This window comes from Xylanimonas allomyrinae (assembly GCF_004135345.1).
Classification (GTDB): domain Bacteria; phylum Actinomycetota; class Actinomycetes; order Actinomycetales; family Cellulomonadaceae; genus Xylanimonas; species Xylanimonas allomyrinae.
This window is the reverse complement of record NZ_CP035495.1, coordinates 3,066,431-3,089,956: the sequence shown is the minus strand read 5'-3', so window position 1 is coordinate 3,089,956 and position 23,526 is coordinate 3,066,431. Positions and strand designations below refer to the sequence as shown.

Sequence of the window (23,526 nt, the reverse complement as noted above, 5' to 3'; positions counted from 1 at the left end):
CGACACGGGAACGGGGGGATCACATGGACGAGGTCGACGCGGGCTCGCTGACCATCGCGCTGCTCACGGCATGCTCGGAGCCGGGCGGTGAGGGCGTCGCCTCACGCGTCGTCCAGGACCTCCTGGACGAGGCGAGCGCCGACCCTCGCCTGGCCCGCGCCGTCCTGACGACGATGCTCACGGCGTCGGTGGTCTCGCTGCGGGCGTTCACCGACGCCACCCAGCGTGACCGCGCGGACGTGCTGCACTCGCTCGGCGTCGGCTGGGAGCTGCGGCGCCTGGCGCAGTAGCGTGCTCAGGCGGCGTGCGCCGTCCCCGAGTGGACCACCATCACCGCGCAGGGCGCCGAGCGGAGCAGCTCGTCAGGCACCGACCCCAGCAGGCGCCCGGTCGTGCGCAGGTGGGACCGCCCCCGACGACGATCAGGTCGTCTGCGCGCGCCATCCGCAGCAGCGCGTCGGCCGCCCTGCCGTCCTCGACATGGGTCGTGCACGGCACCGTGGGATGTGCGGCAGCCCAGCGTGCGATGTCCGCGCGCACCCCCTCGAGGGTCGCGGCCCGCCAGGTCTCGCCCCACCCCTCGTAGGCGTCGAGCACCGCTTCGAGCGGCCCGGGGTCGACCGCATGGACCACCTCGATGGGTGCCCCGAGCAGCGAGGCCTCGTCGAACGCCGCGTCGAGCATCGGCTCCGGGTTCTCGTCCGAGGCGACGCCGACGAGGACGCGGCGCGGCGCCGTCCCCGACGCGGCCCCAGGCACGACCACGACCTACCCGTGTGCCATCGCGGCGACGGCCGACGACACCGACCCGGCGAGCAGCCGGTTGACGGCGCCCAGCCCGCGCCGTCCGACGACGATGAGGTTCGCCAGCCGTGAGCGCTGCACCAGCACGTGCGCGGCGGCCCCCGGCACGACCTCCGTCGCGACCTGGCGGCCCCCGGGCCGCCGCGCCCCCAGGCGCACCAGGGCCCGCTCGACCACACGGTCGGTCCCCGCGTGCAGCCCTGCCGCGGACATCACGCCGCCGACGGGGACGGGCACGAGGGGGACGACGAAGGCCCCGATGACGGTCAGGCGTGCGTCGTGACGGTCGGCCGCGCCGGCCGCCCAGTCCAGCGCCCGGTACCCCTCTTCGGAGCCGTCCACACCGGCGACGACGCCCTGGCACCACCTGACCATGTCATCATCCTCCGGACGCCGTCGTGGCCGGCCCATGCACCGGTGCCTCCCCCAGTTCATCCGCACAGGCGCGGTCTGACCAGGGCCGCCCGCCCCGCCGCAGGTGCCGAAGGTCCCGCTCCCGACACCTCGGGTGCCGATAGGTTGGCCCCGTGGAGCACGGGCGAGAGCAGACCGCCGGCTCGAGCGACGTCGACGTCCTCCTCGAGGCCGTCCTCGCCGTCGGGCGCGGGCTTGAGCTGGGCACCACGCTGCAGCGGCTCGTCCAGGCGGCAGCCGACCTCACCGGCGCGCGCTACGCCGCGCTCGGCATCCTCGACGCCGAGTCGCGCATCGGGCAGTTCCTCACCGTCGGGATGGACGCCGAGCAGGTGCACGCCGTCGGCGACTACCCGACGGGGCGCGGCATCCTCGGCGAGCTGATCCGCCACCCGCACCCGTTGCGCCTGCACGATCTCACCACCGATCCGCGCGCCGCCGGCTTCCCGCCGAACCACCCCGAGATGCACACGTTCCTCGGGGTGCCGCTGCGCGTCCACGGCTCCCCGTTCGGCAACCTGTACCTCACGGGCAAGCGCGGCGGCGGCGACTTCACCGACGCCGACCAGCGCCGCATCGAGGCGCTCGCCGCGGCCGCGAGCATCGCCGTCGAGAACGTACGCCTGTACGACGACGCGCTGCTGCGCGAGCGCTGGGCCGTGGCGAGCGACGAGATCTCGCGGCGCCTGCTCGCCGGCGACGCCCCCGACGACGTGCTCGAGCTCGTCGCCCTGCACGCCGCGAACGTCGCGCGCGCCGACGTGGCCGCGCTGACCGTCCAGGGGCAGGACGGCCTGGAGGTCCGTGCGACGGTCGGGACCTGCGACGTGCGGGGGACGGTCATGCCGCCCGACGGCTCGTTCGCCGCGGAGGTCTACGACTCGGGGCTGCCCGTGGTGGTCGCCGACGCCGCCGCCGACCCGCGGTCGTCCGTCGCGTTCGAGGCCGCGCACGTCACGATCGGACCGTTCGCGGCGCTCCCCCTGGGCGACCCGGGTGCGACGCGCGGGGTCCTGTCGGTGGGCCGCGAACGCGGCAGGCTCGCCTTCTCCCCGGTGGTCGTCGACGCGCTGCGGGCGTTCGCCTCCCAGGCGGCCGTCGCGCTCGAGCTCGCGGAGCGGCGCCGCGACGCCGAGCACCTGGCGGTCATGCGCGACCGCGACCGCATCGCTCGTGACCTGCACGACCTGGCCATCCAGCGTCTGTTCGCGACGGGCCTCGGCCTGCAGGGCGTGGCCCGGCGGCTGGAGCGCGCCGGTGACACCGTCGACGCCGAACGCGTCGCGTCCGCCGTCGACGAGGTCGACGAGACCATCAGCCTCATCCGCACCACGATCCGGGGCCTGCAACCCCCGGCCGGCGGCGACCGCCGTGTCGGCGTGCGCTCACGCGTCATCGCGGAGGTCGAGACCGCCTCGCGCACGCTCGGGTTCGCGCCCGCGCTGCGGTTCGAGGGCCCGGTCGACACGCTCGTGCCGCCGACGACGGCGAACCACCTGGTCGCCGTGGTGCGCGAGAGCCTGTCGAACGTCGCCCGGCACGCGCACGCGCGGCACGTCGACGTCCTGCTGGTCGCCGGGGACGCCGTGGTCCTCACGGTGTCCGACGACGGCATCGGGATCCCCCGGACGCGACGCTGAGCGGCCTGGCCAACCTGCGCAACCGCGCACGCGACCTCGGCGGGTCGGTGAGCGTGGGCCCACCCCCCGACGGTCTCGGCACCTGCCTGCGCTGGCAGGCGCCGCTGCCGGCCCGGTAGCGGCGTCAGCGCGTCGGTTCGGCGCGTCCCAGCTTGGTGGCCAGGACGGCCGCCTGGACCCGGCGCTCCAGTCCCAGCTTCGCCAGCAGGCTCGACACGTAGTTCTTGACGGTCTTCTCCGCGAGGAACAGCTCGGCGCCGATCTGCCGGTTGGTCATGCCCTGGCCGATGAGCGCCAGGATCCGCTGCTCCTGGTGCGTCAGCGCGGCCAGCGGGTCGTCGTTGCGGGCCTGTGACCGCATCCGGGCCATGACTCGTTCGGCCGCGCGCGGGTCGAGCGTCGACCCACCGGCGGCGACCGTCCGGATCGCCTCGACGAGGTCCGTGCCGCGCACCTGCTTGAGCACGTACCCGGCCGCGCCGGCGAGGATCGCGTCGAACAGCGCGTCGTCGTCGTCGAACGACGTGAGCATCAGGCACGCCACGTCGAGCGTGGCGCGCAGCTCGCGGCACACGGTCACGCCGTCGCCGTCGGGCAGCCGCACGTCGAGGACGACGACGTCGGGCGCGAGCGCCGGCACCCGCGCGACGGCCTCGGCTGCGGTGCCGGCCTCCCCCACCACCTCGAGGTCGGGCTCGGCGCCGAGCAGGTCGGCGACGCCGCGCCGGACCACCTCGTGGTCGTCCACCAGGAACACACGGACCGGGTTCATGGCGACCACGCTAGCGGTGTCGAGGTACCCACCGCCTGGCGCGTGCCGCGATGCGGTGGCCGCGGGGACGGCACGCGGTGGTGACGCTCAGCCGCGCCGGTCCCCTCGCAGCCGGTCGATCTCGCGTCGTTCGCGCTTGGTCGGCCGGCCCGTCCCGCGGTCCCGGACGCCGACGGCGAGCCGCTCCTCGCGCGGCGGCACGGCCGGGCTGTGGTCGGTGTAGGCCTTGACGGCGAGGGGCGCGCCGACGCGCTTGGGCAGCAGCTCGACGACCTCGACGTCCCGCTCGCGCAGGGTCTCGCGCCAGGTCACGCGGTCGCCGGGCTTGACGGCGGTGGACGCCTTCGCAGGGGATCCGTTGATGCGCACCCGCCCGGCCCGCAGCAGGGTGGCCGCGGCCGAGCGCGACTTGAACAGCCGCACCGCCCACAACCACACGTCCACCCGCACGCCCCCACCCTACGGCGGGCCCCGCCCCGCCCCGGGAACCCCGCCCTGAAAGCCCGGCCCTGGGAGCCCGGCCCGGAAGCCCGGCCCGGCAGCCCGCCAGACGGCGGCCGGGCCACGAGATCGTGCGCTCGGTGCACGGTCTCGCGGCCCGGCCGCGCGTCTTCGGTCGAGGTGGGTGCGCCCGCGCGGGTGAGGCGGGCGAACCCTGCCGGGTCAGGCCACGGTGGCCGTGACGCGACGCGGGTCGGCGTTGGTGACCTCGTGGAGCGGGCCCTCGATCGTGAGGGTCGCGCGCGCGGTGGCCACGCCCGGGATCTCGATCCGGGTCGCCGCCTTCTCGTTGGTGATCGCGCCGCCCGTCGACTCCTGTGCCGACGCGGTCGACTCCGACGCCGTCGCGTGCGAGGCGACCCACACCTCGACGTCGCCCGGCTCGACGACCTTGACCATGCGGCGGTCCGAGAACGCGAACCGCGTCGTCGGCACCTCGAAGGTGAGGCGCGCCGAGGCGCCCGCGTCGAGCGACACGCGCTGGTAGCCCAGGAGCTGGGCGACCGGCCGGGTGATCGACCCGAGGACGTCGTGGCCGTAGAGCTGCACGGGCTCGGTGCCTGCGACGTCGCCCGTGTTGGTCACGGTCACCGCCGCCGTGAAGGTGCCGCCCGCGGCGACGGTGCGGTCGACGACGAGGTCGGTGTAGGCGAACGTCGTGTACGACAGGCCGAACCCGAAGGGGCGCAGCGGCGTGGAGTCGGTCGAGGTGACGTCCGACGGCCCGCCCAGGATCGGGTGCAGGTAGGAGTACGGCTGAGACCCGGTCGAGCGCGGCAGCGACACCGGCAGCCGGCCCGACGGGTTGACGCGCCCGGTGAGCACGTCGGCGATCGCGAGGCCGCCGCCCTCGCCGGGGAAGAACGCCTGCAGGACGGCACCGGGGCGACGGCCCGCGACGCCGTCGAGCGCCCAGTTGATCGCGTAGGGGCGTCCGGTCAGCAGCACCATGACGACGGGGGTGCCGGTGGCCAGGACGGCCTCGACGAGCTCCCGCTGGACGCCCGGCAGCTCGAGCGACTCGGAGTCGTTGCCCTCGCCTACGGTGCCGCGGCCGAACAGGCCGGCCTGGTCGCCCACGACGACGACGGCGACGTCGGCGCCGACCGCGGCCTCGACGGCGGCGCCGAACCCGCTGCGGTCCTCGCCCTCGACGGCGCAGCCCTCGACGTGCACGAGCTCGGGCTGGGCGAGCCCGGCCTCGGCGAACGCGGTGCCGAGCGCCTCGTGCACGGTGGGGATGTGGAAGCCCGGCTCGTGGTCCGGGTAGTGCGCGAGCACGTGGTTGGCGAACGAGTAGCAGCCCTGGAGCGCCTCGGTGCGGTGCGCGTTGGGGCCGATGACGGCGACGCGTGCGGGCACGGTGCCGCGCCCGAGCGGCAGCACGCCGTCGTTCGCCAGCAGCACGACCGACTCCTCGGCGAGACGCCGCGCGATGTCCTGGTGCTTGGGCGAGTCGAGGTCGATCGACGCCGGCGGCTCGTCCTCGAAGGCGTCGGCGTCGAGCAGGCCGAGCTCCTCCTTCTGGCGCAGCGCGCGCAGCACGGCACGATCGACGAACGCCTCGTCGACCTCGCCCGAGCGCACCTTCTCCGCCAGCGGGGCCAGGTAGGCGTCACCGGTCGGCAGCTCGATGTCGATGCCGGCCTCGATCGCGAGCGCGGCCGCCTCGCCGCGGTCGGCGGCGACGGCGTGCATGACCTCGAGGAACGCGACGGCGAAGTAGTCGGCGACGACGACGCCGTCGAACCCGAGCTTCTCGCGCAGGACGCCCGTCAGGTAGTCGGCGTTCGCCGCCATGGGCACGCCGTCGAGGTCGGTGTAGGAGTTCATGACCGACTTGACGCCGCCGTCGAGGATGGCCATCTCGAACGGGGGCAGGAAGACGTCGGCGACCTCGCGCGGCCCGGCGTAGACGGGCGCGTGGTTGCGCCCGGCGCGCGAGCCGGAGTATCCGACGAAGTGCTTGAGCGTGGCGTGCACGCCGGCGTCCTGAAGGCCGCGCACGTACGAGGTGCCGACGGTGCCGACGAGGTACGGGTCCTCGCCGATGCACTCGTCGACGCGACCCCAGCGCGGGTCGCGGATGACGTCCATGACGGGCGCGAGGCCCTGGTGGACGCCGAGCGCGTGCATGGACTCGCCGATGACGTGGCCTGCCTCGTACACGAGCTCGGGGTCGAAGGACGCACCCCAGGCGAGCGGCGTCGGGAAGGTCGCGGCCTGCCAGGCGGCGAGGCCGGTGAGGCACTCCTCGTGGACGAGCGCGGGGATGCCCAGGCGCGTCTCGCGCTTGAGGCGGCGCTGCTCGGCCCACAGCCAGGCCGCGCGCGAGGCGGGGTCGACGGGCCGTGTGCCGTAGACGCGCGTGTACTGGCCGAGGCCGTGCCGGGTGATCTCCTCGAGCGGCGTGCCGGCCGTGTCGGCCGCCATCTCGCCCTGCATCGGGGCGACGGTGTTGCCGCCCTGGTCGAGCCAGTACCCGACGATCTGGGCCAGCTTCTCCTCGAGGGTCATCTGCGCGTGCAACGCGCGCACACGCTCGGACACCTCGGGCATGGCACGCACGGCGGCGGGGTTCGGGGCGTCGGTCACGGGGGATCTCCTTCGACACGATCAGGGTCACGGGACGGCCCCGTAGCATCACCACGCTACGAGGCCGTCCGCCACATGGCTGGGGTTCTGGCGCCGACGACGACGGTGCGCTGGCACCGTGTCGATATCGTTTTCTCAGCCCTTGACGGCGCCTTGCAGTCCGTTGACGATGCGCTTCTGCATCGCCAGGAAGAACACGAGCGCCGGGATCATCGCGAGGCTGGTGAACGCGAAGACGCCGGCCGTGTCGGAGCCGTGCTCCGACGAGAAGTCGGCGACCCCGAGCGGCAGGGTCTTGTTCTGCGGACCGAGCAGGAGCAGGGGCAGCAGGTAGGCGTTCCACGAGCCGACGAACGCGAGCACGCCGACCGTCACCATGCCGGGGCCGGACAACGGCAGCAGGATCCGCCAGAAGAACCCGATGCGGCTGGCTCCGTCGAGCTGCGCGGCCTCCTCGAGCTCCTGCGGCAGCGCCTGGAGGAACGGCCGCAGGATGACCACCGTGGTGGGCAGCGCGAACGCCGCCTGCGGCAGCGCGATGCCGATCCACGTGTTGCCCAGGTGGAAGTTCTGCGTGATCAGGATGAACAGCGGGATGATCGCGACCGACGCCGGGAACAGCAGCCCGACGACGAACACCATGAAGACGCCCTCGCGGTACTTGAAGTCGTACCGGGCGAGCGGGTAGGCCGCCATGATCCCGCACACGACGACGAGCGCCGTCGTGATGACGGCGATGCCCGTCGAGTTGAGCGCGTACCGCCAGAAGTCGGGGTTCGTCAGCACGCCCGTGTAGTTGAACAGCACCCACGGGCGCGGGAGGGCGGCCGGGTTCTCGGCGATCTGGGCGTTGGTGCGGAACCCCCCGAGCACGCCGTAGACGACGGGGCCGAGCGTGAGCGCGACGACGACGAGGGAGATGAAGTACACGACCGCCGTCGACGGCTTGAGGTCGAACTTCTTGCTGTGCCGCAGCGTCTGGGGCGCGGGGGCCGAGGTTCGGGTGAGGGTCGAGGCGCTCATCGCTTGGCCTTTCGCCGCGGCTGGTCCGGGTGCGTGTCACGGCGCAGGATGAGCTGCTGGTACAGCACGGCCAGGACGAGCGCGATCACGAACAGGATCACGGAGGCCGCGCTGGCGATGCCGAACGCCTGGCTCTTCGTGCCCTGGTAGATGAGGAAGGTCGCCATCGTGGAGGTCCGCCCGACGGGCCCGCCGCCGGTGAGGATCCACACCATGTCGAAGACCTGGAGCGAGCCGATCATCGACAGGAACGCCCAGGTGCGCAGGGTCGGGCCGAGCAGCGGCACGGTGATCTTGCGCTGGACCTGCCACCAGGAGGCGCCGTCGAGCTGGGCGGCCTCGTAGAGGTCCTCGGGGACGCCCTGCAGGCCGGCGAGGAACAGGATCACGGCCAGCCCCAGGTACTTCCAGGTGAGCACGAACAGCACCGTCCACAGGGCGATGTCGGGCGTGCCGAGGAAGCCTTGCTGGGGCGTGGGGATGTGCAGGGCGCGCGCGATGGCGTCGATCCCGCCGTAGTCGGGCACGAGAAGCTGACGCCAGACGACGCCGGCCACGACCTCGGACAGGACGTACGGCACGAAGATCAGCGTGCGCAGCAGGCCCTGGCCCCACATCTTGCGGTTGAGCAGCAGCGCGATGCCCAGGCCCAGCGGGAGCTGCACCGCGATCGACACGACCACGATGATGAGGTTGTGGGTCAGCGCGTCGGTGAACAGCGTGTTCTTGAGCACCGACACGTAGTTCTGGAGGCCGACGAAGTCGACCAGGGGGCCGATGCCCTTCCACTTGAACATCGAGATCTGGACGGCCGTGACGATCGGCCAGACCACGAACATGAAGAAGAGCACCAGCGCGGGCGCCACGAAGAAGGTGATCTCCGCACGCTTGCGCCAGGCTGCGGCACCACTCCTGCGGCGTCCGCCCAGGGCTGGGCCCGCCCCCCGCGCCGAGGCGCGGGTGGCGGGCCCAGCCGGGCCGGAGGACGTCGCAGGCGATGCGGCCACCGCGGCGGTGGTCACGTCGTCTGTCACGTCGTCACTCCGAGTCTGCGGCGTTCTGGAGCGCGTCGACGATCTCCTGCGGGCCGGGGTTGCCTGCGAACACCTGCTGGATGGCGTCGTTCAGCGGGTTGCCGATGGCCGAGCCGAGGCGCGTGTCGAGGTAGAGCTGCGTGTTGCCGCCCGCGTCACGCACGGGGATGAGCTGCTTGAGCGTCTCGTTGGAGATCGAGTCGGTGGCGGCAGGGTTGGTCGGCAGACCCATGTCGAGCTCGGCGAAGCCCTTCTGGACCTCGTCGGACAGCAGGTACTTGGCGAAGTCGACCGCGGCGTCGGGGGCGCTGGTCGAGACCTCCCACGCGTCACCGCCACCCATCTGGTCCTTGGGGTCGCCGCCCTGGCCGGGGAAGGTCGGGTAGGCGAACCAGCCGAGGAAGCTGGGGACCTTGCCGTCGGCCGTCAGACCGCCGGTCACGCCGGGCTCCCAGTGGCCCGCGAGCTCCATGCCGACCTTGCCGGTCGCCAGGAGTCCGGACGCCGACGTCGGGCCCTCCTGCGCCTTGGTGGACAGGAAGCCGTCGTTGAACGGCTGCTTGGCCACGAGGTCCTCGAGGTGGTCACCGGCCTTGACGAAGCACGGGTCCGAGTAGTCCTTGTCGGCGATGGCCTTCTCGACCGTGTCGAACGGGCACTCGCGCACGACGTTGTAGTACCAGTAGTGCGCGGCCGGCCACTTGTCGCCCGCACCGACCGACGCCGGCGTGATGCCCGCGGCCTTGAGCTTGTCGATGTAGCCGTTGAACTCGTCGATCGTCGGCGCCGGGTTGACGTCGGTGATGCCGGCCTGGGCGAAGAGGTCCTTGTTGTACCAGAAGCCCACCAGGCCCATGGAGAAGGGCAGGGCGTAGACCTTGCCGTCGATCGTGTACTGGCCGGTGAAGGCCGAGATCTTCGAGATCGTGTCGGCGGCGACGTCGGTCAGGTCGCGCGTGACGCCCGAGTCGACCTCGTTCTTGAGCTCGCCGCCACCGCGCGACATGAACACGTCGGGGATCTGGTCGGGGTCGCCCGACTGGAGCGCCGCCGAGAGCTTCGTGAGCATGTCCTCGTGCTGCATGGCGCTGACCTCGACGTGGACGCCGGTCTGCGCCTCGAAGTCCTTGGCGACCTTGTCGTAGTAGTCCTTGCCCTCACCGGTGTTCGAGTTGTGCCACCAGGTGATGGTCTTGGCATCTGCGTTCGCCGCGGCGGTCGGCGAGCCGCCGCCGCCCGGGTTGTCGCTGCCAGAACCGGCGCAGCCCGCGGCCAGCAGCGCGATCGTCGCGCTGAGGGCGAGGATCGCCCCTCCGCGCATCTTCCTCGTCATCGTGGAACCCCTTGGTCGTCGTCGACGGGTCGACAGGGAAATCTGTCAACCGGGACTGTCGCAGGATGCTCGGTCGTGTGTCAATCGTTGTCGATAACGATTTCGTCTCACGCCTGTTGCGATGGTCACGATTCGGGAACGGCACCCTTCGACAAGGTTTCAGGAGGGCCTTTGGGGCGACCCTGACTAGGACACGTCTCGATGGGGCCTCTAGTGTTCGCATTGTGAGCACGGACGCCCACCCCATAGACAACCCACCCACCACCACTGGTCGCGTAACGATCACGGACGTCGCTCGTGCGGCGGGCGTCTCGGTCGCGACCGTCTCGAAGGTCGTCAACGGACGCTACGGTGTCGCCGCAACGACGGCCGAACGCGTTCTGGAGGTCGTCGCGCACCTCGGCTACGAGACCTCTCTGGTCGCGAGCTCCTTACGCCGCAGCCGAACCAACGTCATCGGAATCCTCCTGGCCGGCTTCGACCCGTTCGCCACCGAGATCCTCAAGGGCATCTCGGCCGAGGCGGTCGGCAAGGGCTACGAGCTGCTGGCCTACTCGGGCGCGATCAGCGACGACAACGCCGTCGGCTGGGAGCGTCGTTCGCTCTCCCGCCTCGGCGGCACGCTCATCGACGGCGCGATCATCCTCACGCCGACGGTCAACGTGCCGACGGCGAGCGTTCCCGTCGTCGCCGTCGACCCGCACACCGGCTCGGGCGGACCCTCGACCGTCGACTGCGACAACATCGAGGGCGCGCGCGCGGCGACCCGGCATCTCATCGACCTCGGCCACCGGCGGATCGCACACGTGCGCGGTCGCACCGACCTGGAGTCGGCACGCCTGCGCGAGCAGGGCTACCGCGAGTCGCTCGAGGACGCGGGAATCCCCTACGACCCCGATCTCGTGCGCGACGGCGGCTACCGCGCCGCGTGGGCCACGGACGCGGCGCGCGAGCTGCTCTCGCTCGACGACCCGCCCACCGCCATCTTCGCGGCCAACGACCTGTCGGCCTTCGGTGTCATGGAGGTCGCACGCGAGCGCGGCCTGCGCGTCCCGCAGGACCTGTCGGTCGTCGGTTTCGACGACATCCCGGAGGCCGCGAGCGCCAGCCCGCGGCTGACGACCATCGCGCAGCCGCTCCAGGAGATGGGCATGCGCGCCGTGACGATGCTCATCGCGCTGCTCGAGGGTCGCCGGATCGAGACCCACGTGCAGCTCCCTTCGCAGCTGGTGATCCGCAAGTCGACGGCGCCGCCGCCGGGCGCGGCACCCGAGGCGTGAGCTCGTAGACCTTCCTGAACGGTTCGCCACCGTCGGGGTTCCTCGGGGCCCGCTCAGGCCACGGCTCCGAGGGCTGCCGCAGCCGCCGCGACGACGGCCGCGTCGGTGACGTCCCGGGCGCCGTCGCCGCCGCCCGGACCGCCGTCGCCTGCCACGGACCTGCGCGCCGACAGGTGCACGGCGTCGACGCCTGCCGCCACGAGCGCGGCGACGTCGTCGGGCGCCACACCGCCGCCCGCCATGAGCTCGATGCCGAGGCTCGTCGCCACCGGCGCGAGCCGGGCCAGCTCCGCGACGCCCGCCCCCGCCGACGGCGCGCCGCCCGACGTGAGCACGCGCCGCACCCCGGCGCGGTGGAGCGCGCGCAGCGTCTCGGCACGGTCGCCGACGACGTCGAACGCCCGGTGGAAGGTCACGTCCGCCCCGCGCGCCGCCGCGACGAGCGCGTCGAGCACGGCCGCGTCGACCTGCCCGTCGGCCGTGAGCGCCCCGACGACGACGCCGTCGGCGCCGGCGTCGAGCACGGCGCGCACGTCGCGCACCTGGACGTCGACCTCGGCGTCGTCGTACACGAACCCGCCGGGACGGGGCCGGACGAGCACGTGGACGCCGACGCCCGTGCCGGCGAGCGCGTCGGCGACGGCGGCGACGAGACCGGCGGACGGCGTCAGGCCGCCTGTCGCGGCGAGCGCCACGCACAGCTCGATGCGCTGAGCGCCGTGCCGTGCGGCGACGAGCGCTCCTGCGACGTCCTGCACGGCGATCTCAAGGGCGATCCCAGAGGAGATCTCAGAGGCGATCTCTGGGGCGGTGGGGCGAGCGTCGTTGGGGGCCACGCCCGGCATCCTGCCGTCGGGCGGCCAGGTTGTCCACGGGAGGACGCCACACGGCCGCGCACATGGCCGCGCGCGTCAGTAGGTTGGCTCCATGACGACGCCTGCTCCCGTCGACCCGGCCGCCACCAGCGCCTGGGCCGACCTCACCACCCACCACCAGAGCCTCGACGCAAACCTGCGTGACTGGTTCGCGACAGACCCGGCACGGGCCGAGCGGCTCTCGTTCGAGGCGGGCGACCTGTTCGTCGACCTGTCGAAGAACCTGGCCACGGACGAGACCCTGGCGCTGCTGGTACGCCTGGCGCAGGAGGTGAACCTCACCGAGCGCATCGCCGCGATGTTCGCGGGCGAGCGCATCAACGTCACCGAGGACCGCGCGGTGCTCCACACCGCGCTGCGCCGCGCGCCCGGCACCCAGCCCCCGCTCGTCGTGGACGGCCAGGACGTCGACGAGGACGTCGCCGCCGAGCTCGACAAGCTGAGCGCGTTCGCGCACCAGGTCCGGTCGGGCGACTGGACGGGCATCACGGGCAAGCCGGTCGAGACGGTGGTCAACATCGGCATCGGCGGCTCGGACCTCGGGCCGGTCATGATCTACGAGGCGCTGGCGCCCTACCGGCAGGCCGGGTTGTCGGTGCGCTTCGTCTCGAACATCGACCCCACGGACGTCGCGCAGAAGACGGCCGACCTCGACCCCGAGACGACGCTGTTCATCGTCGCGTCCAAGACGTTCGGCACGCTGGAGACGCTGACCAACGCGCGCCTGGCACGCGCCTGGCTGCTCGACGCCCTGGTGGCGCGCGGCGTCGTCGAGGACACGCCCGAGGCGCGCCGGGCCGCGGTGGGCCGGCACTTCGTCGCCGTCTCGACGGCGCTCGACAAGGTGGCCGCGTTCGGCATCGACCCGGCCAACGCCTTCGGGTTCTGGGACTGGGTGGGCGGGCGCTACTCCGTCGACTCGGCGATCGGCACGTCCGTGGCGATCGCGATCGGCCCGGAGCGGTTCCGTGAGCTGCTCAGCGGGTTCCACGTCATCGACGAGCACTTCCGCACCACGCCGCTGGAGCGCAACGTGCCGGCGCTGATGGGTCTGCTCAACGTCTGGTACGTCAACTTCCTGGGCGCGGCGTCGCACGCGGTGCTGCCCTACGCCCAGCAGCTGCACCGCTTCGCGGCCTACCTCCAGCAGCTCACGATGGAGTCGAACGGCAAGTCGGTGCGCTGGGACGGCTCGCCCGTCACGACGGCGACGGGCGAGGTCTTCTGGGGCGAGCCGGGCACCAACGGCCAGCACGCCTTCTACCAGCTCATCCACCAGGGCACGCAGCTCGTCCCGGCCGACTTCATCGCCGTCGCGAAGCCCGCGTACCCGCTGGTCGACGCCGAGGGCGACGGCGGTGCAGTGCCCGCCGGCGCGGACGTGCACGAGCTCTTCCTGGCCAACTTCTTCGCGCAGACCAAGGCGCTGGCCTTCGGCAAGACGGCCGAGGAGGTGCGCGCCGAGGGCACGCCCGAGCGCATCGTGTCGGCGCGTGTGTTCTCCGGCAACCGCCCGACGACGTCGATCCTCGCGCCCGAGCTGACGCCGTCGGTCGTGGGCCAGCTCGTGGCCCTCTACGAGCACGTCACGTTCACGCAGGGCATCGTCTGGGGCATCGACTCGTTCGACCAGTGGGGTGTGGAGCTGGGCAAGAAGCTCGCGCTGGAGGTCGCCCCGGCGGTCTCGGGCGACGAGGCGGCGCTGGCCGCGCAGGACCCGTCGACCCAGTCCTTGCTCCGCCGCTACCACGCCCTGCGGCACCCGGCCTGATCGTTCGCGGCCGGCCCCGCTCGGAGTCGTCAGGCCCGCGTCCGGGTGACCGGACGCGGGCCTGACGCCGTCGTCGGCGCGGTGCCGCGCACGATGTCCGGCGACGGTCGGCCATGGGCGTAAAGTCGGGATCGGAACGTTTCGACACCGGAAGGACTTTCCATGCAGACCCGCACCCTCGGCAACCGCCAGGTCAGCGCGATCGGCCTCGGCGGCATGCCGATGTCGATCGAGGGCCGCCCCGACGAGGCACGCTCCGTCGCCACGATCCACGCCGCGCTCGACGCCGGGGTCACGCTCATCGACACCGCCGACGCCTACCACCGCGACGCCGACGAGGTCGGCCACAACGAGGAGCTCATCGCCCGCGCGCTGCGCACCTACGGCTCCGACACCTCCGACGTGCTGGTCGCCACCAAGGGCGGCCACCTGCGCCCCGGCGACGGCTCGTGGACGCAGAACGGCGACCCGGCCTACCTCAAGAAGGCCGCCAAGGCCTCCGCCCAGCGGCTCGGCGTCGAGGCCATCGGCCTCTACCAGTTCCACCGCCCCGACCCGCAGGTGCCCTACGCCGACTCGGTCGGCGCGATCCGCGACCTGCTCGACGAGGGCGTCATCGAGCTCGCGGGCATCTCCAACGCCGACCCGGACCAGATCCGGCAGGCGCAGGAGATCCTCGGCGGGCGGCTCGCGTCCGTGCAGAACCAGTTCTCACCGCGCTTCCGCTCCTCGCTGCCCGAGCTGGAGCTGTGCGCCGAGCTCGGCATCGCATTCCTGCCGTGGAGCCCGCTGGGCGGCATCTCGCTGGCCCGCTCGGGCGACCTCGGCGACGCGTACACCCCGTTCCTCGAGGTGGCGCAGGCGCACGGCGTCTCGCCCTTCCAGGTCACGCTCGCGTGGGAGCTCGCGCTGGCCCCCGTGGTGATCCCGATCCCGGGTGCCTCGCGGCCCGCGTCGATCGAGGACTCCGCGGCCGCCGCGTCCCTGACGCTGACCCCGGAGGAGATCGCCCGCCTCTCGGCCTGACCCCGAGCCGAGCGGCCCGCTCCCGTCACGCCGGAGATCTGGCGTGACAGGAGCGGGCCGCTCGACGTTCTGGGCGCCCTCAGGGTCCGACGACGGCGCAGCCCGCCCCGTCCAGGGCGACCGTCACCGTCGCGCCCGGCCGGGGCGCCTCGCCGTCCTCGAGGTGGGCGACCAGCCGCTGGAGGCCCGCACCGAGGTCGACCTCCACGGTGACCTCCACGCTGCCTCGCCGGAACGCGGTGGCCACCGCCGTCGCGCTCCACGACCTCCCGGACGCGGGACCAGACCGCTCCTCGCGCAGCACCAGGCCGCGGGGCCCGACGGCGAGCCAGCGCGAGTCACCGTCCGGGACGAACCCCTGATACCCCAGGAACCGTGCCACGGCCCGCGACGCGGGCGACCGCCACAGCTCCTCGGGGGCGCGACCTGGAGCAGCCGACCGGCCTGCATGACCCCGACGCGATCGGCCACGGTGAACGCCTCGTCGTGGTCGTGCGTCACGAAGACCGCCGTCGTGCCCGTGGCCCGCAGCACGTCCCGAACGTCGACCGCGAGCCGCTCGCGCAGTCCCCTGTCGAGCGCCGAGAACGGCTCGTCGAGCAGCAGCAGCCGCGGCCGCGGGGCCAGCGCCCGCGCCAGGGCCACACGCTGCCTCTCGCCGCCCGACAGCGTCGCCACCGACCGCCGCCCGTACCCGTCGAGCCCGACGGCGTCCAGCAGCTCGCGCACCCTCTCCAGCCGCCCCTGGCGACGCACCCGCGCCGTCTCCAGCCCGTAGGCGACGTTGCGTGCGACGTCGCGGTGCGCGAAGAGCTGCCCGTCCTGGAAGAGCAGCCCGAACCCCCGGCGGTGTACGGGCACCCCGGCGAGGTCGTCGCCGTCGAACGCGACCGACCCGGCGGCGAGCGGCTCGAGCCCGGCGACGGCCCGCAGCAGCGACGACTTGCCGCAACCGCTCGGTCCCAGCAGCGCCAGGATCTCGCCCTCGGCCACGTCGAGGTCGACGCCGGCCACCGCCGTCGTGCCCTCCCCGCCCCGCCCGCCGTCGCCGTAGCGCACGACGGCGCCGCGCACCGCGAGCCCGCGTCCCCGGGCCCTGCCTGGGCCGGCCGCCACGTCCACCATCAGAACTCCCCTCCGGTGCGCTCTGCGCGCAGCCGGTCGGCGGCCATCATGACGACGGCGGTCAGCACGGCCAGGACGACGGACGCGGCGAGGGCCATCCCGTAGTTCTGGGCACCAGGCCGCCCGATGAGCCGGAAGATCACCACGGGCAACGTCGCCGCGTCGGGCCGCGCGAGGAACGCCGTCGCCCCGAACTCCCCGAGCGACACCGCGAACGCGAACCCGACGGCCAGCCCGAGCGAACGCAGCACGAGCGGGAGGTCGACGTCGCGCAGCACGCGCCCGGGCGCCGCGCCCAGCACGGCGGCCGCCTCGCGCAGCCGGGGGTCGATCGCACGCAGCACGGGCAGCACGGTCCGCACGACCAGCGGGACCGCGACCACGGCCTGCGCGATCGGCACCAGCAGCCCCGACGTGCGCAGGTCGATGTCGAGGCCCAGCGGCCGGTCGAGCGTGATGAGGAACCCGAACCCGACGGTCACCGCCGACACGCCGAGCGGCAGCATGACGACCCCGTCGAGCACGCCCACGGCCCGGCGCGCCGCGCGCCCGCGGGGTCGCCGCGACACGACGAGCGCCACCAGCCCGCCGACGACGATCGCGATGACCGTCGCGACCAGCGCCGTGCGGATCGAGGTCGCCAGGGCCTCCCACACCGTCACCACGAGCGCGTTGCGGCCCCCGGTCGTGCCGAGGGCGACGTAGTTCTCCAGCGTCCAGGCCCCGTCCGCGCCACGGAAGGACCGGACGACCAGCCCGGCGAGCGGAACGATCAGCCCGCCGACGACGACGGCGGTCGCGAGCGCCGCAGCGACGTCGGGCACGTTGCGCGAGCTCCAGCGGTGCACGGCGACGCTCGCGTCCTCGAGGTGCAGCGCCCGCTCACGACGAGCGCGAGCGCGGCCCGCGACCCACAGCGCAACCGAGACGACCACGAGCTGGAGGATCGAGAGCACGGCCGCCGTGCGCAGGTCGAGGAACTGCGTGGTGCGGCGGTAGATCTCCGTCTCGACGGTGCCGTACCCGGCCCCGCCGAGCACCAGCACGACGCCGAACGCCGTCGCGCAGAACAGGAACACGACGGCGGCCGCCGACGCGATGGCCGGGGCCAGCGCCGGCAGCGTGACCGTCCGGAACGCGCGCACGGGCGAGGCACCCAGCGCGCGCGCCGCCTGCTCGGTGCGCGGGTCGATCCGCTCCCACAGCCCCCGACGGTCCGCACCACCACCGACACGTTGAAGAACACGAGCGCGAGCACGACGCCCGTGAACGTCTCGTCCAGGTGCGCGAACCCGAGCAGGCCGTCAGGGCGCAGCAGCGCCCGGAACGCAACGCCGACCACGACGGTCGGCAGCACGAACGGCACCGTCACGAGCCCGCTCAGCAGCGCCCGTCCGCGGAACCGCGTCCGGTACAGCAGGTACGCGACCGGCAGGCCGAGCACGACCGACGCGGCGGCGCCCGCCGCCGCCTGCGCGAGCGTCGTTCCGACCAGCCGCCACGTACGTGCCCCGCCGAGCACGTGCGCAAGCCCGCTCAGGTCGAGCCCGCCGTCGTCGGCGACGAAGCCCCTGCCGACGAGCGCGACGACGGGCCACGCGAAGAACACCCCCAGGAACACCAGGGGCAGGGCGGCGGCGGCCGCCCACGCCACGACGTGGGGTGCGACACGTGGGGCTCGACGACGGGTCGTCGGCTTCGATGTCGCACCCCTGGCCGCGGGCATCAGCCGATGACCGTCGCCGTCCACTTCTCGATCCAGGCGTCACGGTTCGCCGCGATGTCGGCAGCAGGCACGTCGAACGGCGCATCGGCGAGCGGAGCGAACCGCGTCCACTCCGCCGGCAGCTCGATCGACGAGTCGGCCGGGTACATGTACATCTGCCCCGGGACGTCCGCCTGGAACGGCTGCGAGACGAGGAAGTCGACCAGCTTGGCAGCACCCTCGGGGTTCTGCGCCCCGCGGAAGATCCCGGCGTACTCCACCTGGCGGAAGCAGGTGCCGAGCAGCGCACGCGTCGTCGTCGCGGCACCGTCCTTCGTCACGGTGAACGCCGGCGACGTCGCGTAGGAGACGACGATCGGCCGCGTCCCGCCCTCACCCGCGCCGGAGAACTCCGAGTAGTACCCGTCCTCCCACGAGTCCGACACCGTGACGCCGTTGGCGCGCAGCGCCGCCCAGTAGCCGGTCCACCCCTCGCCACCGAAGCCGTCGTCACCGAACGCACCGATCGTGGCCAGCATGAACGCCATGCCAGGCGACGACGACGCCGGGTTCAGCGCGACCAGGAGGTCCTTGTACTCGGGCTTGGCGACGTCCTCGAGCGTCTCGGGCTCGGCCAGCCCGTGCTCCGCGAACCACGCGGTGTCGGTGTTCAGGCACACGTCGCCGACGTCGATCGGGTTCAGCGCCCCGTCGCCCAGGACGTACTGCCGCGCCGACTCCGCGAGCCCCGCAGGCGTGTAGGGCTTGAGCGTGTCGGTGTCGAGCACGCGCGACGCGAACGTGTTGTCGATGCCGAAGACGACGTCGCCGAGCGGCGAGTCCTTCGTCAGCACCACCTGGTTCGCGAGCGTGCCCGCGTCACCCATGGGCACCTGCTTGACCGTCAGGCCGCTCTCCTTCTCGAACGCGGCGATGACGTCGTCGGACACCGCCCACGAGTCGTGCGTGACGAGCGTGACCGTGTTGGCTCCGGCGCTCGCAGACCCGGCGGCATCCGGGGAGCCCTCGCCGCTGCACGCGCCGAGAAGCCCCAGGACGGCGACGGCGGCCGCGCACCCGAGGGTGCGGCGCGATGGGGTGGTCATGATGTGTCCTCCTCTGATGTCGAGAAGGGGCCCGTGCCGCCCGCCGGCCCTCAGGGCGCGACGCACTGCACAGGGATCGAGAAGCCCGACTTCCTCCACCGGTGCTAACCGGATCAGGTTCGAGGGTCTGCGGTGGACCGCACTCTCAGCGCCTGTGGCGCTCCCCTGTCGTTCCTGCTCAGCCTACCCCGCTCCGCGCCCCGCGAGCCGCGGAGAGGACCGTGAGTGCGTCGCACGTGGCATTCGCACACACGAGGGATACGGTGATTCGGCATCGACGCATCCGGTCGGCTTCCCGGCCGGCTCTCCGCACCGCAACCTGGAGGACGCACGTGGCCAAGCACGACGAACCCCTCGCCGTGAAAGTGGGCACGATGGTGCTCACCCTCGCCGCCGGATGGCTCGCACAGCGCCTCGTCGGCATGATCTGGGAGAAGAGCACGGGCCACGCCGCCCCGAAGGATCTCGACGACGACGACATCACCGTGATCCAGGCCGTCACGTTCGCCGCCGTCTCCGGCGGGGTCGCGGTGCTCGCCCGGCGGCTGGCACACCAGGGTGCGAGCCGCGCGGTGGCCCGGTTCGTGCCGAAGACGACCGACTGACCGCGCGTCCCGCCCGCACGTCGACGTCGCGGTCGCAGGCCGCGCCGGCGTCGCGGCGGTCGGCCGCGCCGGCGACCGGGTGCGTGCCCTCCCCGCGCCGTCGACGGCACGCGCTCGGGGCATGCGAGCATGCCTGCATGCGAGCTCCGGGCATGCGAGTTCCGGGCATGCGAAAGACCCCGCACCGTGGGTGCGGGGTCTTTCGTGAAGGGTGTCCGGCGGCGTCCTACTCTCCCACCCCGTCTCCAGGGCAGTACCATCGGCGCTGTAGGGCTGAGCTTCCGGGTTCGGAATGGGACCGGGCGTTTCCCCTACGCTATGACCGCCGTAACTTTATCGAGTTGTTCGGGTTGGTTGCCCGTTTCTCGGGAACCGCACAGTGGACGCGTTGCATGAAGTGTGTGTGTTGAAGTTGTTGGCTGATTAGTACCGGTCAGCTGCGGCAGTCGTTGGTCCTGCCTTCCACATCCGGCCTATCTACCCAGTGGTCTCGCTGGGTGCCTTCAGACCCGTAGGTCATGGAAACCTCATCTTGAAGCAGGCTTCCCGCTTAGATGCTTTCAGCGGTTATCCTTCCCGAACGTAGCTAACCAGCGGTGCACTTGGCAGTACAACTGGCACACCAGAGGTTCGTCCGTCCCGGTCCTCTCGTACTAGGGACAGCCCTTCTCAAGTTTCCTGCGCGCGCAGCGGATAGGGACCGAACTGTCTCACGACGTTCTAAACCCAGCTCGCGTACCGCTTTAATGGGCGAACAGCCCAACCCTTGGGACCTACTCCAGCCCCAGGATGCGACGAGCCGACATCGAGGTGCCAAACCATGCCGTCGATATGGACTCTTGGGCAAGATCAGCCTGTTATCCCCGGGGTACCTTTTATCCGTTGAGCGACGGCGCTTCCACAAGCCACCGCCGGATCACTAGTCCCGACTTTCGTCCCTGCTCGACCTGTCGGTCTCACAGTCAAGCTCCCTTGTGCACTTGCACTCGACACCTGATTGCCAACCAGGCTGAGGGAACCTTTGGGCGCCTCCGTTACATTTTGGGAGGCAACCGCCCCAGTTAAACTACCCACCAGGCACTGTCCCTGGTCCGGATCACGGACCGAGGTTAGATGTCCGAAGCAGTCAGAGTGGTATTTCAACGTTGACTCCCCCCGAGCTGGCGCCCGGGGTTCATAGTCTCCCACCTATCCTACACAAACTGCACCGAACACCAATACCAAGCTATAGTAAAGGTCCCGGGGTCTTTCCGTCCTGCTGCGCGTAACGAGCATCTTTACTCGTAGTGCAATTTCGCCGAGCTCGCGGTTGAGACAGCGGAGAAGTCGTTACGCCATTCGTGCAGGTCGGAACTTACCCGACAAGGAATTTCGCTACCTTAGGATGGTTATAGTTACCACCGCCGTTTACTGGGGCTTAAATTCTGAGCTTCGCTTACGCTGACTCGTCCTCTTAACCTTCCAGCACCGGGCAGGCGTCAGTCCGTATACATCGTCTTGCGACTTCGCACGGACCTGTGTTTTTAGTAAACAGTCGCTTCTCCCTGGTCTCTGCGGCCGTCCCCGCTCCCACCGCTAGGGTGTTCACGGTTCGGGCCCCCCTTCTCCCGAAGTTACGGGGGCATTTTGCCGAGTTCCTTAACCACGATTCGCTCGATCGCCTTGGTATTCTCTACCTGACCACCTGAGTCGGTTTGGGGTACGGGCGGCTAGAACCTCGCGTCGAGGCTTTTCTTGGCAGCTGAGGATCACCCGATATCCCGCATACGCGGTCACTATCGCCTCTCACCCTTGATGGTGTGCGGATTTGCCTACACACCGGGCTACGGGCTTGGACGTGGTCTACCATCGCCACGCCGGGCTACCTTCCTGCGTCACCCCTGTTAATACGCTTACCTACTACCCGATCGGGTCACGCGCCGCCTCCACAGTGGCACCCGAAGGTGCCGGCGTGGTCTTGGGGCGTTTAGCATCTCGAGGTTCGGTACGGGCGGTTCTTCGCCGGTAGGAGAATATCAACTCCTTGTCCATCGACTACGCCTGTCGGCCTCGCCTTAGGTCCCGACTTACCCAGGGCGGATTAACCTGGCCCTGGAACCCTTGGTCATTCGGCGGACGGGTTTCTCACCCGTCGTTCGCTACTCATGCCTGCATTCTCACTCGTGTGGTCTCCACCGCTGGGTCACCCCGCGGCTTCACCGCCCACACGACGCTCCCCTACCCAGCACAGCCCCTGAACCACGAAGGCTAGGGTATCGCTGCACTGCCACGGCTTCGGCGGTGTGCTTGAGCCCCGCTACATTGTCGGCGCGGAATCACTTGACCAGTGAGCTATTACGCACTCTTTCAAGGGTGGCTGCTTCTAAGCCAACCTCCTGGTTGTCTGTGCAACTCCACATCCTTTCCCACTGAGCACACGCTTAGGGGCCTTAGCCGGTGATCTGGGCTGTTTCCCTCTCGACTACGGAGCTTATCCCCCGCAGTCTCACTGCCTCGCTTGCACTTACCGGCATTCGGAGTTTGGCTGACGTCAGTAACCTGGTGAGGCCCATCGGCCATCCAGTAGCTCTACCTCCGGCAAGAAACACGAGACGCTGCACCTAAATGCATTTCGGGGAGAACCAGCTATCACGAAGTTTGATTGGCCTTTCACCCCTAACCACAGGTCATCCCCCAGGTTTTCAACCCTGGTGGGTTCGGTCCTCCACGACGTCTTACCGTCGCTTCAACCTGCCCATGGCTAGATCACTTCGCTTCGGGTCTAGACCCGGCGACTATGGGCGCCCTATTCGGACTCGCTTTCGCTACGGCTTCCCCACACGGGTTAACCTCGCCACCGAGCACTAACTCGCAGGCTCATTCTTCAAAAGGCACGCCGTCACCCCAGCTAGGGAGGCTCCGACGGATTGTAGGCACACGGTTTCAGGTACTATTTCACTCCCCTCCCGGGGTACTTTTCACCTTTCCCTCACGGTACTAGTCCGCTATCGGTCACCAGGTAGTATTTAGGCTTAGCAAGTGGTCTTGCCAGATTCACACGAGATTTCTCGGGCCCCGTGCTACTTGGGATCCCCTCAACCAGGCCACGACATTTCGTCTACGGGACTACCACCCTCTACGGTCCGGTATTCAACCCGGTTCGACTATGACGCGACTTTCTGACTGGCTGCAGTCTTGTCAGCAACTGCTAGAAGGTCCCACAACCCCGCGACAGCAACGCCTGACAGCTTTCACACTGCCGCGGTTTGGCCTCATCCGCTTTCGCTCGCCACTACTCACGGAATATCTCTTCCTGCCGGTACTGAGATGTTTCACTTCCCGGCGTTCCCTCCACACACCCTATATATTCAGGTGCGGGTACCCGCGCATGACCGCGGGTGGGTTCCCCCATTCGGAAATCCTCGGATCACAGCTCGTTTGCCAACTCCCCGAGGCTTATCGCAGGCTACGACGTCCTTCTTCGGCTCCTGGTGCCAAGGCATCCACCCTGTGCCCTTAAAAACTTCAACAAAAATGATCACACTACAGAGACGTCAGGGACGACAACCCCCAAAGGGATCGCCGCCTTGAACATCTTGGATGCTCGCGTCCACTGTGCAGTTCTCAAGCTACGGACGAACCCACCAGACCAGGACCGCCTGACCACACCCCCACCCCCACAACAGGGAAGCAAGGACACGACCGGTTCGGAAACCCCACCAGTGACCCGTACTGAGCACCCCGACCACGCGGCCGGTTGCCTCAGGACCCAACAGTGCGTTCACGCCCCCACCCCACACCAGCACCAGCGTTCCCACCTGCAAGCAGGCGTACTGACCAGCACCAACACAGGGCACGGACAACAGTCAACGTTCCACCCAGAGCACCACCACCAGCACACTCGGCCGGCGCGTGGTCCACCATGAGCACCCACCCCA

17 protein-coding genes, 2 rRNA genes, 1 pseudogene and 1 riboswitch are annotated in these 23,526 nt (G+C 70.7%); of the genes and pseudogenes, 6 read left to right on the top strand and 14 right to left on the bottom strand.

All coding sequences use genetic code 11. The features are described 5' to 3' along the window. Positions 1 to 23 precede the first annotated feature (23 nt). Entirely contained in the window at positions 24 to 290 is a 267-nt protein-coding gene (locus ET495_RS13935; protein WP_245993086.1) for a hypothetical protein, read from the top strand. Between the two features lie 40 nt (positions 291 to 330). Here the strand turns inward: ET495_RS13935 and ET495_RS13930 are convergent, their stop codons facing one another. Further along, a complete protein-coding gene (locus tag ET495_RS13930; protein ID WP_129205288.1) occupies positions 331 to 759 on the bottom strand; it encodes a universal stress protein in 429 nt (142 codons plus the stop codon). Between the two features lie 9 nt (positions 760 to 768). Then, positions 769 to 1,179 carry a universal stress protein gene (locus tag ET495_RS13925; protein WP_162616493.1) on the bottom strand — a complete coding sequence of 137 codons (411 nt, stop codon included), beginning with the start codon at positions 1,177 to 1,179 and terminating at the stop codon, positions 769 to 771. A 152-nt stretch (positions 1,180 to 1,331) separates the two neighbouring features. On the opposite strand from ET495_RS13925, the gene ET495_RS13920 reads away from it, so the two are divergent. Further along, the gene (locus ET495_RS13920; protein ID WP_245993085.1) at positions 1,332 to 2,858 is read left to right on the top strand and encodes a sensor histidine kinase; all 1,527 of its coding nucleotides are present in this window, start codon (positions 1,332 to 1,334) and stop codon (positions 2,856 to 2,858) included. 124 nt (positions 2,859 to 2,982) lie between these two features. On the opposite strand, the gene ET495_RS13915 is transcribed toward ET495_RS13920, so the two are convergent. From ET495_RS13915 to ET495_RS13890, 6 genes are all read right to left on the bottom strand, one after another. Next, a complete protein-coding gene (locus ET495_RS13915) occupies positions 2,983 to 3,630 on the bottom strand; it encodes a response regulator (RefSeq protein WP_129205286.1) in 648 nt (215 codons plus the stop codon). An 87-nt stretch (positions 3,631 to 3,717) separates the two neighbouring features. Then, on the bottom strand, positions 3,718 to 4,080 hold the full coding sequence (locus ET495_RS13910) for an RNA-binding S4 domain-containing protein (RefSeq protein ID WP_129205285.1): 363 nt from the start codon (positions 4,078 to 4,080) through the stop codon (positions 3,718 to 3,720). Positions 4,081 to 4,293: 213 nt separating this feature from the next. After that, a complete protein-coding gene (locus ET495_RS13905) occupies positions 4,294 to 6,690 on the bottom strand; it encodes a beta-xylosidase/alpha-l-arabinosidase (protein WP_211340985.1) in 2,397 nt (798 codons plus the stop codon). Between the two features lie 171 nt (positions 6,691 to 6,861). Next, positions 6,862 to 7,749, bottom strand: a complete 888-nt coding sequence (locus ET495_RS13900) for a carbohydrate ABC transporter permease (RefSeq protein ID WP_129205284.1) — start codon at positions 7,747 to 7,749, stop codon at positions 6,862 to 6,864. After that, the gene (locus ET495_RS13895) at positions 7,746 to 8,783 is read right to left on the bottom strand and encodes a carbohydrate ABC transporter permease (RefSeq protein ID WP_129205283.1); all 1,038 of its coding nucleotides are present in this window, start codon (positions 8,781 to 8,783) and stop codon (positions 7,746 to 7,748) included. The genes ET495_RS13900 and ET495_RS13895 overlap by 4 nt, the downstream gene beginning before the upstream one ends. 4 nt (positions 8,784 to 8,787) lie before the next feature. After that, positions 8,788 to 10,116, bottom strand: coding sequence for an ABC transporter substrate-binding protein (locus ET495_RS13890; RefSeq protein WP_129205282.1), 1,329 nt, complete (start codon positions 10,114 to 10,116; stop codon positions 8,788 to 8,790). Positions 10,117 to 10,340: 224 nt separating this feature from the next. Between ET495_RS13890 and ET495_RS13885 the strand changes: the two genes are divergently transcribed. Next, a complete protein-coding gene (locus ET495_RS13885) occupies positions 10,341 to 11,396 on the top strand; it encodes a LacI family DNA-binding transcriptional regulator (protein ID WP_211340850.1) in 1,056 nt (351 codons plus the stop codon). A gap of 53 nt (positions 11,397 to 11,449) precedes the next feature. On the opposite strand, the gene ET495_RS13880 is transcribed toward ET495_RS13885, so the two are convergent. Continuing rightward, the gene (locus ET495_RS13880; protein ID WP_245993084.1) at positions 11,450 to 12,232 is read right to left on the bottom strand and encodes a copper homeostasis protein CutC; all 783 of its coding nucleotides are present in this window, start codon (positions 12,230 to 12,232) and stop codon (positions 11,450 to 11,452) included. 91 nt (positions 12,233 to 12,323) lie between these two features. Between ET495_RS13880 and pgi the strand changes: the two genes are divergently transcribed. Both pgi and ET495_RS13870 read left to right on the top strand, forming a co-directional pair. Continuing rightward, on the top strand, positions 12,324 to 14,042 hold the full coding sequence (gene pgi / locus ET495_RS13875; protein ID WP_129205280.1) for a glucose-6-phosphate isomerase: 1,719 nt from the start codon (positions 12,324 to 12,326) through the stop codon (positions 14,040 to 14,042). 162 nt (positions 14,043 to 14,204) lie between these two features. Continuing rightward, complete coding sequence (locus ET495_RS13870) at positions 14,205 to 15,068, top strand: aldo/keto reductase (RefSeq protein WP_129205279.1); 864 nt, start codon at positions 14,205 to 14,207, stop codon at positions 15,066 to 15,068. A gap of 123 nt (positions 15,069 to 15,191) precedes the next feature. On the opposite strand, the gene ET495_RS13865 is transcribed toward ET495_RS13870, so the two are convergent. The 3 genes and pseudogenes from ET495_RS13865 to ET495_RS13855 all read right to left on the bottom strand — a co-directional run bounded on the left by ET495_RS13865 (position 15,192) and on the right by ET495_RS13855 (position 19,004). After that, the gene (locus ET495_RS13865) at positions 15,192 to 16,193 is read right to left on the bottom strand and encodes an ABC transporter ATP-binding protein (RefSeq protein ID WP_425471142.1); all 1,002 of its coding nucleotides are present in this window, start codon (positions 16,191 to 16,193) and stop codon (positions 15,192 to 15,194) included. After that, positions 16,193 to 17,919 (bottom strand): annotated as a pseudogene (locus tag ET495_RS13860) (ABC transporter permease). Before ET495_RS13860 ends, ET495_RS13865 begins: the two are co-directional and overlap by 1 nt. After that, positions 17,919 to 19,004: a thiamine ABC transporter substrate-binding protein gene (locus ET495_RS13855; RefSeq protein ID WP_129205278.1), complete on the bottom strand. Its 1,086-nt coding sequence runs from the start codon at positions 19,002 to 19,004 to the stop codon at positions 17,919 to 17,921. The pseudogene ET495_RS13860 and the gene ET495_RS13855 overlap by 1 nt, the downstream one beginning before the upstream one ends. A 73-nt stretch (positions 19,005 to 19,077) precedes the next feature. Then, positions 19,078 to 19,181: riboswitch (TPP riboswitch) on the bottom strand. A 155-nt stretch (positions 19,182 to 19,336) separates the two neighbouring features. On the opposite strand from ET495_RS13855, the gene ET495_RS13850 reads away from it, so the two are divergent. Continuing rightward, entirely contained in the window at positions 19,337 to 19,609 is a 273-nt protein-coding gene (locus tag ET495_RS13850) for a DUF4235 domain-containing protein (RefSeq protein ID WP_129205277.1), read from the top strand. Between the two features lie 213 nt (positions 19,610 to 19,822). On the opposite strand, the gene rrf is transcribed toward ET495_RS13850, so the two are convergent. Both rrf and ET495_RS13840 read right to left on the bottom strand, forming a co-directional pair. Continuing rightward, a 5S ribosomal RNA gene (rrf, locus tag ET495_RS13845) occupies positions 19,823 to 19,939 on the bottom strand. Between the two features lie 73 nt (positions 19,940 to 20,012). After that, a 23S ribosomal RNA gene (locus tag ET495_RS13840) occupies positions 20,013 to 23,118 on the bottom strand. Positions 23,119 to 23,526 lie beyond the last annotated feature (408 nt).